Here is a 16,053-nt window from a genome sequence, read left to right as displayed (position 1 = left end):
GGCGGTAACAGATAGCGATGTGATCGCAAAATAACAGCCAGGTTATCCGCCCAATACGGGTAGGAGGAGGTGTCTGAATGAGCTACGGATCAGAATCCACACTTTACGTTGGTTCGACACACGGACCCGTTGCGTCAGGATGGCTGTCGGTGCATGACGCCGAAGCTGAGCAAACAGATCAAGGTAGTATCGATAGGCCACGTACACCCCTAATCGCACACCTCTGGGCAACCGGACGATACCAGGGAGCGCAGCCGCAAAATCCTGGGTTATTTCGGCTTCAATGCGTTGTTTGTCCGCTGCTTTAAATTGGATAAAATCAACGCCCGGGAAATACAGACGGCCCCGGTCGTGCAGATCAGACGCGATGTCGCGTAGGAAGTTAACCTTTTGGAAAGCTGCCCCCAATCTACGGGCTGGCTCCCGAAGCTGAAAATACAACGTGTCATCGCCATCACAGAACACTCGTAAACACATTAGCCCAACAACTTCAGCCGAGCCATACACGTACTGCTGGTATTGGGATACCTGATAGGTCTGAACCGTGAGGTCCATTTCCATCGAATTGAGAAATGCATCAAGTAAAGCGGGATCGATTCGGTACCGGCGTACGGCCTGAACGAACGCGTGAATTACGGGATTGAGACTGAGCCCATCCTGCAAAGCCTGAGCGGTCTCCTGACTGAGTTGCCGGAATAGCTCTGCTTTATCAAATTGATGAAACGTATCGACAAGTTCATCGGCCAGCCGGACGTACCCATAAATGGCGTAAATCGCTCCCCGGTACTGTGAATTGAGCAGCCGGACGCCAATGGAAAACGATGTACTGTAGGCTTGGGTTATCAGCCGACTACAGCCTATTGCCGTCGAGTGAAACAGATCAAGAGACATTACTGATGAAAAGGTGAATTTTTCGAATTAAGCAGATTTACTGGTGGTCAGACCGTTCCGGCAGCAACTGCGCCTGGCGATCTGGCATGCTGAACAGGCCATAAGCTGCTCCAATTCGTCCAGTTTATCGACAAAATGACGGCCAATGACTCCAATTGCCGACCGGACTTCCGCGGGCAGGGATTCGACCGGTAGGTCGAGCGTTTCCAGTTCGGTGCGTATGCTGTCTAATACCAACTCCAGTTGTCGGCGGCCCAAGGGTTCTGCCAGGATAGACCGGGCATTCAATACGCTGCTGAGCCAGTTAATCGCCTGGAGGCAATCGGCCAGTCGCTGGCATGTTGCAACCAGTGAATCGTTTAAGGCGGTCGGCGACAGAATGATTCTCAGCAGCATTCGGATCAGCGGTCGGTGCGAACTGTCAAGGGGTGGGAGCGAATCAGGCTGCGCTTTGGCTAGAGCCAGCAGATAGCCCTCCTTGGCGGCCAGAAAGGTATCTACTTCCAGCAGAGTGATGGCAAACCGGGCGCAGACCTGACTAAATGAATGCAGCAATGGGTTCGTTCTGACCCCGCCCCCCATTGCCCAGTAGGTATCGGCTCGAAACTGTCGCAGAACCGGGAGCGCCAAAGGAGCTGAGTATCGCTGATGAATGCGATGTGGATACCGGGCGTACCGATACAGGACGCCTAACGCATTCTGCCGAACACCGGTAAAGCAGTTGATGGATTGGTTTAACACTGTTTCAAACGTATCGTTGGTCGATACATGGGTATGAGTTGCTACAGACTGGAAGGAGGGCATAGCCGTGATGGTTACAAAGCCTTTATTTTCATTCCCTTGCGAGTTCGGTGCGTCAGGGTCTGTCTGAGCTGACCCACGGTTCGAATGGTGCTCCATTGCTGGTTGGTCAGGTACAGGCTGAATACAAGCTCAATCTGAAGCTGGAGGTTAACCAAATCGAGTTCATCCAGTTCCAGTTGACTGGTCAGGTCGGCGTCGTCCGTTAATTTTGACGCAGGAATGCCCATGTCTTCGAATATGCTTGCCAGCCGATGCACCAAACCACGATTTTGCTGAGCAGAACAGTTCTCCGGTAAGCAGTGGCCGCAGGGGACCATCGATGAAGACCAGACACAGGACGATACCTCTCCCGTACCGGTTAACACGGGAGAGGATGACGGCTGATTAGTTGGGGAGGACAACGCGGTCGATGACATGGATAATACCATTAGAGGCTTTTAAATCTGTTGTTGTTACCGTTGCCAGGTTTCCCGATTCATCGGTTAATAGAACCTGATTGCCCGACAGGCCCGCCGTTAGCTTGCCCCCGCTGACCGTTGTCAGAGTAGTCTGGCCGTTCCCTTTTCGAATGGCTTTCAGAATTGATGTAGCATCCAGTTTGCCCGGAACGACGTGGTAGGTCAGTAGCCTGGTCAACTGGGGCTTGCTCTCTGGTTTAAGAAACGTTTCAACCGTACCAGCGGGTAGTCTCTCAAAAGCGGCATTGGTTGGCGCGAACACGGTGAATGGGCCTTTACCTTTGAGCGTCTGTACGAGGCCGGCCGATTTGACAGCCGCTACCAGGGTAGTGTGGTCGGAAGAACTGATTGCAACATCGACAATGTCGCCGGATGGATGGTGTACGAATGAAAGGGAAGCCAGTAAGGCGGTGAGCAGAACTTCCAGTAATAACAGTGATCGTATTTTCATGACTAATTGAATAAATGGTGGACTACAGGCATTACAAAAGAAGATAGGTCAATGGCTGGTGAGCCGCGGAGGATTCAAGACGCTTCGCGAGGTAGTGAGCAACGTCGCCCACGGTGCGTAACTGATCATATTCTCTATCCGGTATGGCCAGATTAAACCGGCGCTCAAGTAGAATGAGCAGTTCGGTCATATCCAGTGAATCGTAGCCGATGTCGCGGCTAAAATGGGTTTCGGGAGTGATGATGGCCGGATCTACACCTTGTGTCTGCATCAGGTCGATGATGTCGAGATAAATCGTGTCCATGGCTGGGCATTGAGAGACTGAATGGTGGTACTAGAACTCGACAATGAAGCCCAGCGTCGGTGTGACAAACGGGTCGTTGTTGGTCAATACGGTCGGGATGCCGTTGCTACCGTCGGGGCGAATTGTGGCCCCATCGGTTGTCTGGAAGCCACCGTTGCCAGGTTTGCGGGCCAGCACGAACTCCGGATAGGCGGGCGTGGGGAGCACAAAGGCGTTCTGAACATCCAGGAACACATCAATGGTGGTGCGTCGGAAATTCCATTTTTTGTCCAGCCGGAAGTCAAACTGGTTCAACGCCTTCAGGCGACCCGTGTTGAGCTGATCGTCGGCCAGGACACCGTTGCCGAGGGCGAGGTAATTTCGTTGCGACTGCTCCAGATCGAAAGGCGTGAATGGGGCTCCACCAGCAAAGCGGTATTTTAACCCCATCTCCCAGCCCCGGGGAAATTTACGGCCCAGTAAACCAGAAAACAGGAGCCGGTTGTCCCAGGCGGAGGGAATCAGTTCGCCGTCCTGGCCTGAAAACAGGCTTCGGACAAACGTGAGGGAAGCCACGGCAAAAATGTTTTTTACCAGCTTCTGCTGAAAGAATAACTCCACGCCGTAGGTGCGACCTCGCCCGGTACTGGAAACGGCTTCGTTGCCCAGGGCGGTAAAATCCGTTCCCTGATTGGCCAGCGAAATGCCATCGCGGATGGAAACGGGGTAGTCGGAATAGCGTTTATAGAAACCTTCAACAGTAAAGCGTGTCGTCGGACTGGGTACATATTCTAAGCCCGCTACGTAGTGGTTTGATTTGATGTACTCATTGGTTTTGTTGACCAACTCGCCCGCTTCATTCCGAAAGCCCAGCACTGTGTAGATTGGAATCTTGGTATACCGCCCAACCGACGCGTTGATGTTCCACCGGTCGGTGAGGGCGTACGACAGCGCCAGTCGCGGTGAAAGCGTCCGTAGTGGATCCAACCCGTTGCTGGTAAAGGTATTCATATCCGTACGCAGCCCGGCCGATACGCCCAACCGACTGCCTATAAAGCTTCGGTTGGCCTGAATAAACCCGCCAAACCGGGTAAAGCCGATGTCGGAAAGCGAAATGATCTGAACGGCAGGCGACAGGATCGATCCATCCGTATTGCGCACCTCGTTCCGAATGCGGGCGGCAATGTTGTTGGCAAACTGAACGTACTGGACAACGCCCCCGGCCGATAGCTGCCACCCATTAATCCGCTGGCTGATGTCGGCCCGCAGCTTGGTTTCGGTTTCGTTGGAACGCAGCCGCAGGGTCTGGGCCGTTGGGTCGTCTTCCCGGGCATCCTCAAACCGGTCCAGTGAGTTATCAAACGTGTTCCGGCTCAGGGCCAGGTTGATGTACCCGCGCTCGATGAGCTGCCGAAGGGAAACGCCCACCGTATAGTTCCATTGCCGAATCAGCGGGTTTTGCCGGATGGTGTATTCTTTTTCAGGAGTTATTTCGCGGGGCACAGCAAAGCGAAACCGGTCAATGGCCCCAATACCGAGGGTTGTCAGCGTCGTTTTAGGGGTTAGCTTGTGGGTGATCTTATACTGAAAATCCCAGTAGTCGGGCCGGATAGGCAGGTCGATGAGTTGAAAGAAAAATTGTAGGTAAGACCGGCGAACCGATGCCAGAAAGGTAGTTTTGGGGGCGAGTGGCCCTTCAAGCGTCCCGGCCAGTTCTGTAGCGCTGAGCCGAATGTTGCTCTGCAGCCGATCGGGATTGCCTTCGCGTTGTTTAAACTGAAATACCGACGCCAGAGCGTTGTCGTAGCGGGCATCGAAGCTGCTCGACGAAAGCGTGACGTCTTCCAGAAACGATACGTTCAGAATGCCCTGTGGACCACCGGTGCCGCCCTGGGTTTGAAAATGATTAATAACCGGAATCTCAATGCCATCCAGGAAGAAGACGTTTTCGTTGGGTGCTCCGCCCCGAATAACAATGTCGTTGCGCAGGCCGCCCACGGAGCCACCCACGCCCGGCAGCGTCTGAATCACCCGGGATACGTCGAAGTTGCCGCCCGGATTGGTTTTGATCTCGTCGGTAGAGAGCCGCTGGATCGAGTTGGGGGTTTCGATGGTTGTTACGGCTGCTACAGCCCGATTGGCCCGAACGACCACTTCGGATAGATTTTTGTTTTCTTCCGCCAGTTCGAAAACTTGTTCGCTGGCGTTCCCCGACGTAACGATGATGTTGTACTTTACCAGTGGCTGGTAGCCCACAAAAGAGGCCTTAAGGTTAACGCTGCCCACGGGAAGGGTCAATCTGAAACGCCCTTCTATATCCGTGAGTGTACCCACAGTAGTCGAACCTTCAGGCTGGATGGTCACTCCAACCAGTGGTTCCTGCGTGTTTTTGTCTCGTACAGTCCCTACGATAACGCCGGTGGGAGACTGATTGCCTTGTCCAAAGGCAGTGCATAATGCAATAGTGAGAATTGCGGTAGGTAATACTCTGAAAAGCATAGTGACGGTGTTTTGCCAATACTAACACCAACAAGTACAATATTGTTTTATAATTACTATAAATTTTTTCTAATAGAATGTTTTTGTTTAAATTTGGATAAATTATACACTGATGTTTTATTCGTTTTGAGACAATCTTGGACTAAATGGGCCTGAAAAAACCCTAGAAGATCCGATTTGTCAATTATATAGGCGACCAAACAGTAGTCAACTATTCCCGTTGGAACAGCGTTTAGTTCGTGTTTCATAGTTCTAAAAAGTTACTACAAACCACTAATGAAATATACCCTCATCTGGGAGTTACTGAACGAAGTTGAATCGTTTGAAAACGAACCAGAACAAAACGGAGATTTATCGCTGGCTGCTTTCACCGGCTGGCTAGTCAATCGGCAGGTAAATCTGCCTCGGGACGCGACTCAGACGTTGCATAGAGAACCGCCGGAAAGCATCATCAGCCGATTCGTTTTTTTTCTTCAGCGCTACGCCCTGATGTATGTTCGGCAGGTACTGGCCGATACGCCCCTGACTACCTTCGATGATTTCGCCTACCTGGCTACCTTGGCATCGAACCCGGGTTTGACGAAAATTGAGTTGATTGAGCGGAACATTCACGGTAAAACAACCGGTATGGAAATCATCCGTCGACTGGTCAGCACAGGACTGGTTGAGCAGGCAGAGCACACAATCGACAAGCGCAGTAAATTACTGACTGTGACGTCGCAGGGGCATCAACTGCTGGCAAAAACCCGGGTATTAATGAAACAGGTAGCTTCGGTGGTTGTGGGTGACCTGACCGAAGCTGAACAACTGCAATTAATGCACTTGCTTAATAAGCTGCATACCTATCATTATCCAGTTTACCAACAGGGAAGCAAAGCCATTGATCAGGTGCTGAAACAGTCGTCAGCGAAGAAGTCAGAACCGTAAACGCTTAGTCTGAGAAGCTGCCAAACTCAGATTCGCTCGGTGTAGAGCTGGAAATTTTCGTCGTCGAAGCAAACGAAGAGAATGTCGGTCAGCGATGTGGGCTGTTCCAGAAACTGCCGGGCCGTTTGTGTCGCTACGTCGGCCGCCAGGTCTTTGGGGTAACCGTAAACGCCGGTGCTGATGTTGGGAAAGGCCAGGCTGGTCAGTTCGTAGGCCGTTGCAATCTCCAGCGAACGCCGGTAGCAACTGGCCAGCAACTCCGGTTCGCCCGCTGTGCCACCCCGCCAGATGGGGCCCACGGCATGAATCACGTAGCGGGCCGGAAGGCGATACCCCCGGGTCAGTTTCGCATCGCCGGTGGCGCAGCCGTTCAGGGTGCGGCATTCGGTCAGTAGTTCGGGGCCAGCCGCCCGGTGAATGGCCCCATCGACGCCCCCGCCACCCAGCAGACTGGTATTGGCTGCGTTGACAATGGCGTCGACGGCCAGTTTCGTGATGTCCCCGCGTTCGAGCCGGATGGTTGCCATACTCACAGTTTTATGACCTTCAGCGTACGTTTCTGCTCACCAGCCACGAGCGTGATGAAATACATGCCAGCCGATAGACTCAATCGGGGCAGCACAAAACCGGATGGTCCGTTGGGAAGGTAGCGGTTGCTCCAGACGACCCGTCCACTGGCGTCGGCCAGGGTTGCCTCAACGGCCGAATTAAAGTCGATACCGGACAGTTGAACGGTCAGTCGCTCGGCATCGCTGAAGGGATTCGGGTAAAGCAGAAACGCAAAGGACGTATCGCTCAGCATCGACGCCCGCGCAAAATTGGGAATGCCGTAGCCTAGCTGGTCATCAGGATTGAGGGATTGGTTACCCGACCGGCGCAGGCTTTCGGTTACCTGCGCGGCTGTCAGGCGGGGGTGGGCCTGCCAGAAACCGGCCGCTAACCCGGCCACCAGTGGAGCTGCATACGACGTGCCATTACCCGTGACGACCTGCCCGCCCGGACTGCCGATCACCGTTCCGAGGCCCTGAGCCGCCAGGTCAGGTTTGATCCGGCCGTCGGCCGACGGACCGAAGGAACTGAAGCCGGCCCGTTGCCCGGTGGGGTTAACGGCCGCGATCGCCAGAGCACCGGCGGCATCGGCCGGGGCCGAGATGTACCGCCAGGCATCGCTGCCTTCGTTACCGGCCGATACGACCACCACGATGCCCGCTTCGGAGGCCCATTGAGCCGCCCGCGTACTGAGCGCCGTCCGGCCGTTCAGGTCCTCGTAGCTGTAGTTGGTTTCGGGGTCATCGAACTGCGTATATCCGAGCGACGAGTTAATGACGTCAACGCCGGCGCTGTCGGCGTACTCGGCCCCGAATAGCCAGTTGGCTTCCTCGACGCGGCTTTCGCTGAACACATCCTCCGTCCGCAGCAGGATGAAAGAGGCTTTATAAGCGGTGCCGTAGAGCCGGTTGTCGGCCGTGGCGGCAATGGCCGACAGCACCGACATACCGTGGTAATCGTCTTCGTACACGCTTGCTTCGCGATCCACAAAATCGTAGGTTGCCACAACGCGGTTTTCCTCGAACAGGGGCCGCAGGAACGAAACGCGGTTGGCGTTCAGGAAGCCACCGTCCAGCACCGCAATCAGCATACCTTCGCCGTGGTAGCCGCGCTGGTGCATGACATCAACCCCAATCTGGGCGATCTGCGCCCGGGAACTCCCGTAGTTCAGGGTGTCGAGTTCGCCCAGTTTGGTGGTGCGTTTGCTACGTACCGCAACGGTTCGGCTGCGGCCGGCCGCTATCCGGGCGTTGTTTAAAGGGCGATCAAATTCGAGCCCTTTCACGAAGGGCAGCCGCTGAATGGCGGCAATCGTTGGTTCTGTGGCTTCGATCAGTACCGCATTCAGCCAGCGGGAGGTAAACCAGACCGTAGCGCCGGTTTGCCGGATCTGCTCGACGTAGGCCGGAGTTACGGGCAGGTCGCGTTCCTGCACGGCGATGTTCTGCCGCTGCCGGCGCTGAATGGCCCTCGGCGACAGGAACTGCTCGGGCCGGGCCGTGGAGTAGGGGGTGCCTGTCTTGTCGCGGAACAGCACGAGGTATTTACGCGCCGTGGTTGGCTGACCGTAGCCCGACAGGTTCGTCAGCAGCAGAAAGAAAAAGAACCAGCCGGTTTTATTCCGTACCATACGTTCGAATGCGGTAAAATTGTCGAATCCCATAGTCTATCTGATTACGGCCGATACAGCCGGGCGACGACGAGCAATAGCGCAACTGAATCCGTTCCCGGTAAATCAGCCCCACCTGTCGTGCATATACCTCCACTCGCTTATCCTGCGACACGAGCGTTGAATCGTTCTGTGCCACCACCGTCACCGTTTCACCAAAGGTCATTGTGTGAACGCGGTAAGGCTGGCGGCTATTGCGCAATTCGTACTCGTCGGACCCGGCCGCATTATGCCGGTTACCATCCCAGCGCAGCCGGTCGCTCAGCGGAAACACGAGTTTAACAAAATCCAGTCCGTTTTCGGTACGAATGGCTTCATTATTGACCAGACGGGCCGACCAGACCGAGTCGGGTTGCCAGGGTTCCTGGGTTGCGCTCCGCCGGAAGCGCAGCAGCCGGAACGCGGGCTGACCGGTCGCATCGGTATAGCGTTGCTCAATCCGTTCTTTCACCTGATACGTCCGCTGCACAGGGGCGCTGGTCAGGCTAAACTGCTGTTCACTGACGTCGTAAACTACGTAGTGCCCCTCCGTGAGCGGAAAATACGCAGACTCATCAGCGGGGCGAACAGCGTCAGTAGGGCGGCAGGTCAGTAAAGATACCGATAAACAACCAATTACCAGTTGGGGCCAGAACGTAAATTGTTGGCGAATGGTGGGAATAGCCATTGCCAAAAATAAAGAAAAAGGCAGGGGACGTAATTAAATGACGATTAGAGAACGCCGACCGGTATGGGGTAACGTACAAAACGCAAACAGACCAGGAGAATGTGCGGACAGATCAAACCGATGCGTCGTAGTTTCGGGTTATGTTTCTATACGAGAAAGCCCATGAATAACGAAGAGCGTCAGATGCCGGAGCGGCCCGTCGTCGATACCCAGCCAACCGCCGTCAGCGTAGCCGAACAATTCCAGAACCAGACCCTGCGGCCTGTTCTTAAACTGCTGGATGCGAGTCTGATGACGTACTGGCTGCATCACCTGCCCAAACGAAAAACGCCTTTCGACCGGTTCAGCCGACCGGAAAAACTGGCGCACATTGAACGGGCCATACGCGAAGATACCAAGCTGCGGCTGACCCTGGTCGGTATGGTGCTGGGACAGTTTACGCCGGCAGAGTGGTCAACTTTTAAGGCCAACGAAGCCGAACTGACGCGCCGGCTGCTGGCCTTGCTCATTCAGCGTCTGCAAAGCCACGTCGATTCATAAAGCGGGCGGCCGGGGCACTAGTCAGTACCACCAGCCGCCCGCGATGACACAAGCAGTTCAGAAACGGGAACGTCAGACGTTGTGGGATTGCTCCAGGACGCTGCGCCAGCAGCTGCTGACTGACGCCAGCACCTCATTGAGCGATCGGTAGTCGGCTGGTTTGGTCAGAAACGCATCGGCACCGAGGGCGTAGCACCGGGCCCGGTCGTCGGGATGGTCGGAGGTGGTCAGCACCACGACCGGAATTTTTGCCCATTCAGCATTGGCTTTGAGCATCCGCAGCGTTTCGAACCCATTGAGCAAAGGCATGTTCAGATCCAGCAGAATGAGCGTTGGCAGCGGGGTGGCCGGGTGGGTAGTCAGGAAGTTAATCAGGGCATGACCATCGCCAAAGACGGAGAAGTCGCAATTGGCCTGTGGGTGGAGTGCCCGCTGAGCCAGATAGCAGTCATCTTCGTCATCGTCAACCAGATAGATAATTTGTTTCATTGACGTACAAGAACGGATTGAATACAAAAGCAAAGATACTAATTGAATGTTCCGTTGAATATATAGAATTAGTCATGTTTTGGCTTTCTAACAAATTACTAATTGCCAGCTGAACGAAACCCTGGTTTAGCCGTCATAGCCTGAAAGCATTCAGCGATGGTTGCGCAATTGGCTGGTGTCAGGATCGGGCACGGCCAAAAGCAGGTCAAGCCGTTCATTAGTCAGCTGGCAAACGTGTTTCCCTGCCGATGGCGACGCACAAAAGGGATCTGTTTCGGCTGGCCCTGTTTGTAATTACGTAGCCAGTCAGTTGACCGAATCCTGATACGAAGCGTGCCGATTCCGAAAGTTGTGTAAATTGAGCGCATACTCTCCACTTTCCCATGGACGTCCGCTCGATCTGGCTGCACCTGCGCGTACCCTTCTCAATCTATTTAATGCCCATTTTTTGGTTTGCCGTGAGTCAATCGCCTACGATTGAGGTCTGGCGCGTGGGGGCCGTACTGTTAATTGTCCATCTGTTCGTGTATCCGGCGGCCAACGCCTACAACAGCTACTTCGACAAGGATGAGGGTAGTGTGACAGGCATTGAAGCGCCCCCGCCCGTCGACAAGAATTTGTTCTGGGTTTCCCTGACTCTCGATGCCCTGGCCATACTGTTGGGGGTGTTCGTCAATGGGCCGTTTGTGCTGTTTGTACTCATCTACGGCACGGTTATGAAGGCGTATAGCTATGATCGAATCCGGATCAAGAAATACCCGGTCTTAAGCTGGCTGGTGATCAGCCTGTTACAGGGTGGTTTTACCTATTGTATGATGTACGTAGCCATCAACGACCTGCCCCTGTCGGTCCTGCTACAACCCAGCGTATTGTTTGGCGGAGCTCTGGCGACGTTTAATATTCTGGCTTTGTACCCCGTTACCCAGGTTTACCAACACGAAGAAGACGCCAGTCGGGGTGACATGACCATCAGCCGGCTGATGGGTGTGCGCGGTACGTTGGTGTGTACCCTTGTTTTCTTTTTGTTTTCGATTGCCGGCTTTTACCTGTTTTTCGACGGGAAATGGCCTTTCTACCTGATGTTGCTGCTGCTGCTGCCCGCTGTAGTTTTTTTCCTGAGATGGTTTCCCCGGGTGCTCCGTGATCCGGGTCGGGCAGACTACAGGTCAGCCATGCGGATGACTAAACTAACGGGCTGGGGCATGAACGCCTTCTTTCTGATTTTACTTGGTCTGACTCATTCCAGTCTCATCCAGTAATGAACGAATCAGAACTCCTGATAAATAAGATATGACAGCTAACGTGCTGGTATTTACCGAATTGCCAGCGATTAAATGACTGCGAATGTATAGTTTTAGGGGTTGGCAAAGCGTACGATAGGGCAACGGACATTCGTCATACAACTTACTCCCTGAACGCATAAAGCAAGCACCACCTGTAACTCGTACCGTGTTATGACTCCGTTCCTACGAACGCCTGAATGGAAAGCAGACGATGACCTGTTTGCTGTGTCATGGCTGCTGTCGGAGCCGATACAAGATCGGATTAACCGGGCTACGACTGGCATTGGTCTGTTTGAAGCGGTACGTTACCAGGCAGCTAACACTACCGATACAGACCAAAGGCACGGTCCGATTGCTGACTTCCAGTATCTGATGATCAATCCCGTACTACAGGCCATTGCGCGGGTGACCCGGGAAGACTGTATGAGCCTGCCCTTGTCGGCGCTGATACCCGAAGGGGTTGACACCACATTGATTCGTCGGATGGCCCAGGTTGTTGAATCCGGGCTTCCTCAGCATGACAACGACGTGTTCATCCTGAACGGGGTTGTTTCGCAGCACGACCAGGTATGCCTCAAAGCCGGCGACGGTGTGCTGGTGCTGGTCATGGACGTTACGTACCTACCATTACTGGACGAAGAACTTCGGCGACGAAGTGAATTGATGGAGGCCATTTTGACGAAAGCGCCCGTTGAAGTGATACACAAACGGCTGATTGCCCTTATTATGTAAATCCAGGCCCGTGCGCTTTGGTGCAAATTATCATAATTTGCCCCGGTTTAGATCATACCCTGAGGAGTTGCCCTGCGCGAACTTTGTCGGGCACAAGCTTACCGCTGTCGGCCAGGTAATGAACGAAGCTGATGCCTTTACTGACTATTGCTATGAATGAGATGACGCCGGAATTTGCTGGAAACACGCCCGATGCCGTCGGCCGCCTGAACGAGGAGAATCGCCTTCTCCGCCAGCAGCTTGCCGATCAGGCCGTAGAGCTCGATCGGCTGCGGCAGGTCCTGCAGCAGTGTGAAGAACTGACCCTGCAAAGCCAGCAAAACGCAAATGAACGGGCGGAACTGCTCGCTCAGGAGCGTAAGCTGAGCGAGTTGAAAACCAATTTTGTAACCCTGGCGTCTCACGAGTTTCGAACGCCTATCGGCACCATCCTGATGTCGGCTTCGCTCATCGGGCGCTACAACGGTGAGCAGGACGGACCCAAACGGGAACGGCACGTGGATCGCATCAAGTCCGCCGTTGCTGACCTGACGGCCTTGCTGAACGAATTTCTGGCCTTAAGCCAGATCGAGCAGCGGACAGTGCCTAATCGGCCGGTTGCGTTGGTCTTGCCGACGTTTTGCCAGGAGGTTATCGAGGAGATGGAGCCGGTTATGAAACCCGGGCAGGCCATCCTGTATACACACACCGAGGGCGATACGTCCATAGTGCTGGATGGAGGGATGGTAAAGAACATCCTGATCAATTTACTGGGCAATGCCAGTAAGTACTCAACCGAAGGCAAGGCGATCGGCCTGACCACCGCCGTTAGAAATGGCCAGCTTACAATAGACGTGAGTGATGAGGGCATTGGTGTTCCCGACCAGGATAAGGATAAGCTGTTTGTCAACTTTTTCAGGGCCCGCAACGCCATTCACTTTCAGGGCACGGGCCTGGGCCTTTATGTAGTCAAACGCTACGTCGATCTGCTGGGTGGTACCATTACCTTTACCAGTCAGCTCGATGTAGGCACCGTCTTCACCGTCAATCTGCCCCTGGCCACCCTGCCAGCTACCGTATGAAAACCATCCTGGTCATTGAGGATACGCCCCAGATGCGGGAAAACATCGTCGAGATCTTACAGCTGGCACCCTATAATGTTGTGGAGGCCAGCAATGGTAAAGAAGGCGTTGAGCTGGCCCGTAGCATCCGTCCGGACCTGATTCTGTGCGACATTATGATGCCCGACTTAGACGGCTACGGCGTCCTGCACATTCTGAGCAAAGATCCCCAAACGGCTCATACGCCGTTTATTTTTTTGACGGCCAAAGCCGAAGCTGCCGATTTTCGGTACGGCATGAACCTGGGGGCCGATGATTACCTGACCAAGCCCTTCGACGATATTGCGCTGCTGAACGCGGTCGAGCTACGGCTCAAAAAAAGCGAGCAGGTGCGCCCTGCTGCCAAAACCTTGCCCGGACACCTGGTGCAGCTTATGCGGACCATTACAAAGACCGAACAGGGCGGTACGAAGCTGAGCGACTACTATCCCAGCAGCCGATTCAAAAAAAAGCAGTTTCTCTACACCGAAGGAGGGTTGCCCACGTCGCTGTTCTACATTCTAAGCGGTAAGGTGAAGCTGTTTAAGACCGACGCCAAAGGCAACGAGTACATTACGTCCATTCATGGCCCCGGCGATTTCGTGGGGTACTTAGGCTTACTGGACGCGATCGCGCACATCGAATCGGCTCTGGTGCTGGAAGACGCCGAGATTTGCCCCATCCCCAAAGCAGACTTCACAACCTTGCTGCATACCAATCAGGACGTAGCGAATCAATTCGTGCATTTGCTGGCCGGTGAGATGTCGGCTCACCGGCAGCGCCTGCTGGACCTGGCTTACCAGTCTGTTCGCAAACGGGTCGCTGAGGCCCTGCTTATCTACCAGCGTAAATTCATTGAAGCCAACCCAGCCGCCGGGGGGGCAGCCATCAGCTTGTCGCGGGAAAACTGGTCCCAGTTGGTAGGGGCTTCCATGGAATCCGTGATCCGGACGCTAAGCGACTTTCGCAACGAAGGCCTGATTGATATCAACAACAGCGACATCACTATTCTGAACGCCGAGAAGCTGGCCCGGTTGAAGCAGTAGCCCGAACGATACGTCGCTGCTGCAGGTAAACCCAGTACCACTGAGCTACAAACGATGCCAGAAAAGACTCAGGCCGACCGTCAGCACAAGGCCAATCTGTATGGCCGTCAGTACATAAATGTAGTTGGACTGACCTCTCGACTGGCTTACCAGTTCCTCGCCTACCGTTACCTGCAACGTTGACAGATCGGCCAGGGTCTGCGATACCTCACCAAAGGCAGTACGCCCGGTTCCGACAAAGAAAATCTGATTCGCCTTCGGCAGATCAGTCAGGTTGTTCGTAATCTCACCCTCCAGCTGATTATAAACGGCCAGCCGTTGTTTGAGCCGATTGAACTGGTCCGCTTCTTTGGGCGTCAGTTTTGTCTGGCCAAATTCCGTTAACAGCGAATCGATTTGCCGATTCAGCCGATCGAGCGAGGACGCTACGTTGCTTGCCTGCGGCTTGGTCTGCCCCAGCACATAAGGCTCAAGCAATATACGTTTCTGGTAAACCTGCGAGGTTAGCCTGGCAATGATCGCTGTTGGAACCAGGCGATCCTTATAAATGGAGGCCGATGCTTCCTGAATTTGGTGAACACTACGTCGGCTCAAAAATATACTGGTCAAAATCAGGCCCAGTAAGCTAACGATCAGCAGGGTAAGGCGTAAGGGCGAACGGGTATTACGCGGCTGTTCCATGTTGTCAGCAGAATATGAATTTCGTACACTGTCCATAAGGTATGTTGTTTTAATAAAAACTACAATTGACGGTTGGTAGCCGCTGCTGCCCAGTGAACACAACCGGGCGCTGACGGCTACGTTACAGCGCGTATACTCAGGGTTTGGGAAATACCATCAGGGGCACACTGCCAATGAAGGCGTATTCGGCGGATTGGCTCGGGGAAAGCAGTCGTTCCACAAAGCCCGAGCGCTGCGTGGTAAACATAATCAGCAGCGAGGGCTGCACCCGTTGGATGATCTGCTCCAGGTTGGCCGCCAGGTTGTGTTCGATGATTGCTGCCTCGATATACACGCTGGTGGTTGGATCACTGAACTGACGTACCGTTGTCTGAAGACGATCCGTATCAAATTCGGGTCCGGTAGGCCCCACTACGTGCACGACGTCAACCGTAGCGCCCAGCGGTTGGGCAACTGCAACAACCTGTTTTAATTCAGCCGCCAGCTTCGTCAAGTCGGACGCGTAAAGCAGATGCTTTATGGCAGACGCCTGGTAGCTCGCTGGTACCGCAATCACCGGTATAGTAGACTGGTTGATCAGGGTAGCCGTCGTTGTACCGATCAGTTTCCCGATGGTTCCGGCGCCCCGCGCCCCGATGCAGATAGAATCAAACCGGTGTTTTCTGGCGTAGTCCATGATCGCATCGGTCACCGAAAAGGAGTTGACAACGACGCAGCAATAATCGTCGGCTGTTACCGCAAGCTGCCGGCGAACCTCCTCGACAAACTGCTCCAGCCGCGGCTGAACTTCACCCAGCGGTCGCATGACGTTATCCACGTTCAGAAAGGTTAATGATACTGGTTCCTGCAGAACCAGCTGCCAGGCAAACCGAATAGCCGCCCTTGAATTAGTTGATATATCCGTTGCTACCAGAATACGTTTCATCGTTATGGAAATTTTAGAAAACCTGTGTGAAAGCGCTCACCTACTCATAGGTGTGAGCCAGTAAGCTGAACGACATTGTA

At 54.1% G+C, this 16,053-nt stretch carries 18 protein-coding genes; 6 read left to right on the top strand and 12 right to left on the bottom strand.

Annotation, left to right across the window (positions count from 1 at the left end):
- Nucleotides 1–42 precede the first annotated feature (42 nt).
- The 6 genes from DYU11_RS31140 to DYU11_RS31115 form a co-directional block, all read right to left on the bottom strand.
- Nucleotides 43–891 (bottom strand): phytoene/squalene synthase family protein, encoded by an 849-nt coding sequence (locus DYU11_RS31140; protein ID WP_119671663.1) that lies wholly within the window; start codon nt 889–891, stop codon nt 43–45.
- A 27-nt stretch (nt 892–918) separates the two neighbouring features.
- The gene (locus tag DYU11_RS31135) at nt 919–1,695 is read right to left on the bottom strand and encodes a hypothetical protein (protein WP_119671662.1); all 777 of its coding nucleotides are present in this window, start codon (nt 1,693–1,695) and stop codon (nt 919–921) included.
- Between the two features lie 11 nt (nt 1,696–1,706).
- On the bottom strand, nt 1,707–1,922 hold the full coding sequence (locus tag DYU11_RS31130) for an acyl carrier protein (protein WP_147368088.1): 216 nt from the start codon (nt 1,920–1,922) through the stop codon (nt 1,707–1,709).
- Between the two features lie 157 nt (nt 1,923–2,079).
- A complete protein-coding gene (locus tag DYU11_RS31125) occupies nt 2,080–2,604 on the bottom strand; it encodes a fasciclin domain-containing protein (protein WP_119671660.1) in 525 nt (174 codons plus the stop codon).
- A gap of 31 nt (nt 2,605–2,635) precedes the next feature.
- Entirely contained in the window at nt 2,636–2,908 is a 273-nt protein-coding gene (locus DYU11_RS31120; RefSeq protein ID WP_119671659.1) for a phosphopantetheine-binding protein, read from the bottom strand.
- A 30-nt stretch (nt 2,909–2,938) separates the two neighbouring features.
- Complete coding sequence (locus tag DYU11_RS31115; RefSeq protein WP_119671658.1) at nt 2,939–5,386, bottom strand: TonB-dependent receptor; 2,448 nt, start codon at nt 5,384–5,386, stop codon at nt 2,939–2,941.
- A 276-nt stretch (nt 5,387–5,662) separates the two neighbouring features.
- Here DYU11_RS31115 and DYU11_RS31110 point away from each other — a divergent pair, with 276 nt between their 5' ends.
- A complete protein-coding gene (locus tag DYU11_RS31110; RefSeq protein ID WP_119671657.1) occupies nt 5,663–6,313 on the top strand; it encodes a MarR family winged helix-turn-helix transcriptional regulator in 651 nt (216 codons plus the stop codon).
- A 26-nt stretch (nt 6,314–6,339) separates the two neighbouring features.
- On the opposite strand, the gene DYU11_RS31105 is transcribed toward DYU11_RS31110, so the two are convergent.
- Genes DYU11_RS31105 through DYU11_RS31095 form a run of 3 tightly spaced genes read right to left on the bottom strand, consistent with a single transcriptional unit; the run spans nt 6,340 to nt 9,198 of the window.
- Nucleotides 6,340–6,840, bottom strand: coding sequence for an O-acetyl-ADP-ribose deacetylase (locus DYU11_RS31105; protein WP_119671656.1), 501 nt, complete (start codon nt 6,838–6,840; stop codon nt 6,340–6,342).
- A gap of 2 nt (nt 6,841–6,842) precedes the next feature.
- Entirely contained in the window at nt 6,843–8,492 is a 1,650-nt protein-coding gene (locus DYU11_RS31100; protein ID WP_229366137.1) for a S8 family peptidase, read from the bottom strand.
- Nucleotides 8,479–9,198, bottom strand: a complete 720-nt coding sequence (locus tag DYU11_RS31095; protein ID WP_119671654.1) for a hypothetical protein — start codon at nt 9,196–9,198, stop codon at nt 8,479–8,481. Before DYU11_RS31095 ends, DYU11_RS31100 begins: the two co-directional genes overlap by 14 nt.
- 162 nt (nt 9,199–9,360) lie before the next feature.
- On the opposite strand from DYU11_RS31095, the gene DYU11_RS31090 reads away from it, so the two are divergent.
- A complete protein-coding gene (locus tag DYU11_RS31090) occupies nt 9,361–9,738 on the top strand; it encodes a glyoxalase (RefSeq protein ID WP_119671653.1) in 378 nt (125 codons plus the stop codon).
- A 72-nt stretch (nt 9,739–9,810) separates the two neighbouring features.
- Here DYU11_RS31090 and DYU11_RS31085 read toward each other — a convergent pair whose 3' ends face one another.
- A complete protein-coding gene (locus DYU11_RS31085; protein WP_119671652.1) occupies nt 9,811–10,227 on the bottom strand; it encodes a response regulator in 417 nt (138 codons plus the stop codon).
- A gap of 383 nt (nt 10,228–10,610) precedes the next feature.
- Here DYU11_RS31085 and DYU11_RS31080 point away from each other — a divergent pair, with 383 nt between their 5' ends.
- The 4 genes from DYU11_RS31080 to DYU11_RS31065 all read left to right on the top strand — a co-directional run bounded on the left by DYU11_RS31080 (nt 10,611) and on the right by DYU11_RS31065 (nt 14,367).
- Nucleotides 10,611–11,486: a UbiA family prenyltransferase gene (locus DYU11_RS31080; RefSeq protein WP_119671651.1), complete on the top strand. Its 876-nt coding sequence runs from the start codon at nt 10,611–10,613 to the stop codon at nt 11,484–11,486.
- A gap of 195 nt (nt 11,487–11,681) precedes the next feature.
- Complete coding sequence (locus DYU11_RS31075) at nt 11,682–12,242, top strand: nitrogen regulation protein NR(II) (RefSeq protein WP_119671650.1); 561 nt, start codon at nt 11,682–11,684, stop codon at nt 12,240–12,242.
- A gap of 152 nt (nt 12,243–12,394) precedes the next feature.
- On the top strand, nt 12,395–13,303 hold the full coding sequence (locus DYU11_RS31070; RefSeq protein WP_229366136.1) for a sensor histidine kinase: 909 nt from the start codon (nt 12,395–12,397) through the stop codon (nt 13,301–13,303).
- A complete protein-coding gene (locus DYU11_RS31065; RefSeq protein WP_119671648.1) occupies nt 13,300–14,367 on the top strand; it encodes a response regulator in 1,068 nt (355 codons plus the stop codon). The genes DYU11_RS31070 and DYU11_RS31065 overlap by 4 nt, the downstream gene beginning before the upstream one ends.
- Before the next feature lie 45 nt (nt 14,368–14,412).
- Here the strand turns inward: DYU11_RS31065 and DYU11_RS31060 are convergent, their stop codons facing one another.
- Both DYU11_RS31060 and DYU11_RS31055 read right to left on the bottom strand, forming a co-directional pair.
- Complete coding sequence (locus tag DYU11_RS31060; protein ID WP_119671707.1) at nt 14,413–15,048, bottom strand: MCP four helix bundle domain-containing protein; 636 nt, start codon at nt 15,046–15,048, stop codon at nt 14,413–14,415.
- A gap of 136 nt (nt 15,049–15,184) precedes the next feature.
- Nucleotides 15,185–15,973 carry a universal stress protein gene (locus DYU11_RS31055; RefSeq protein WP_119671647.1) on the bottom strand — a complete coding sequence of 263 codons (789 nt, stop codon included), beginning with the start codon at nt 15,971–15,973 and terminating at the stop codon, nt 15,185–15,187.
- Between the last annotated feature and the right edge of the window lie 80 nt (nt 15,974–16,053).

This window comes from Fibrisoma montanum (assembly GCF_003583365.1).
Lineage (GTDB): Bacteria > Bacteroidota > Bacteroidia > Cytophagales > Spirosomataceae > Fibrisoma > Fibrisoma montanum.
Note: the sequence above shows the minus strand (reverse complement) of the source record. Positions and strands in the feature narration are given on the sequence as shown.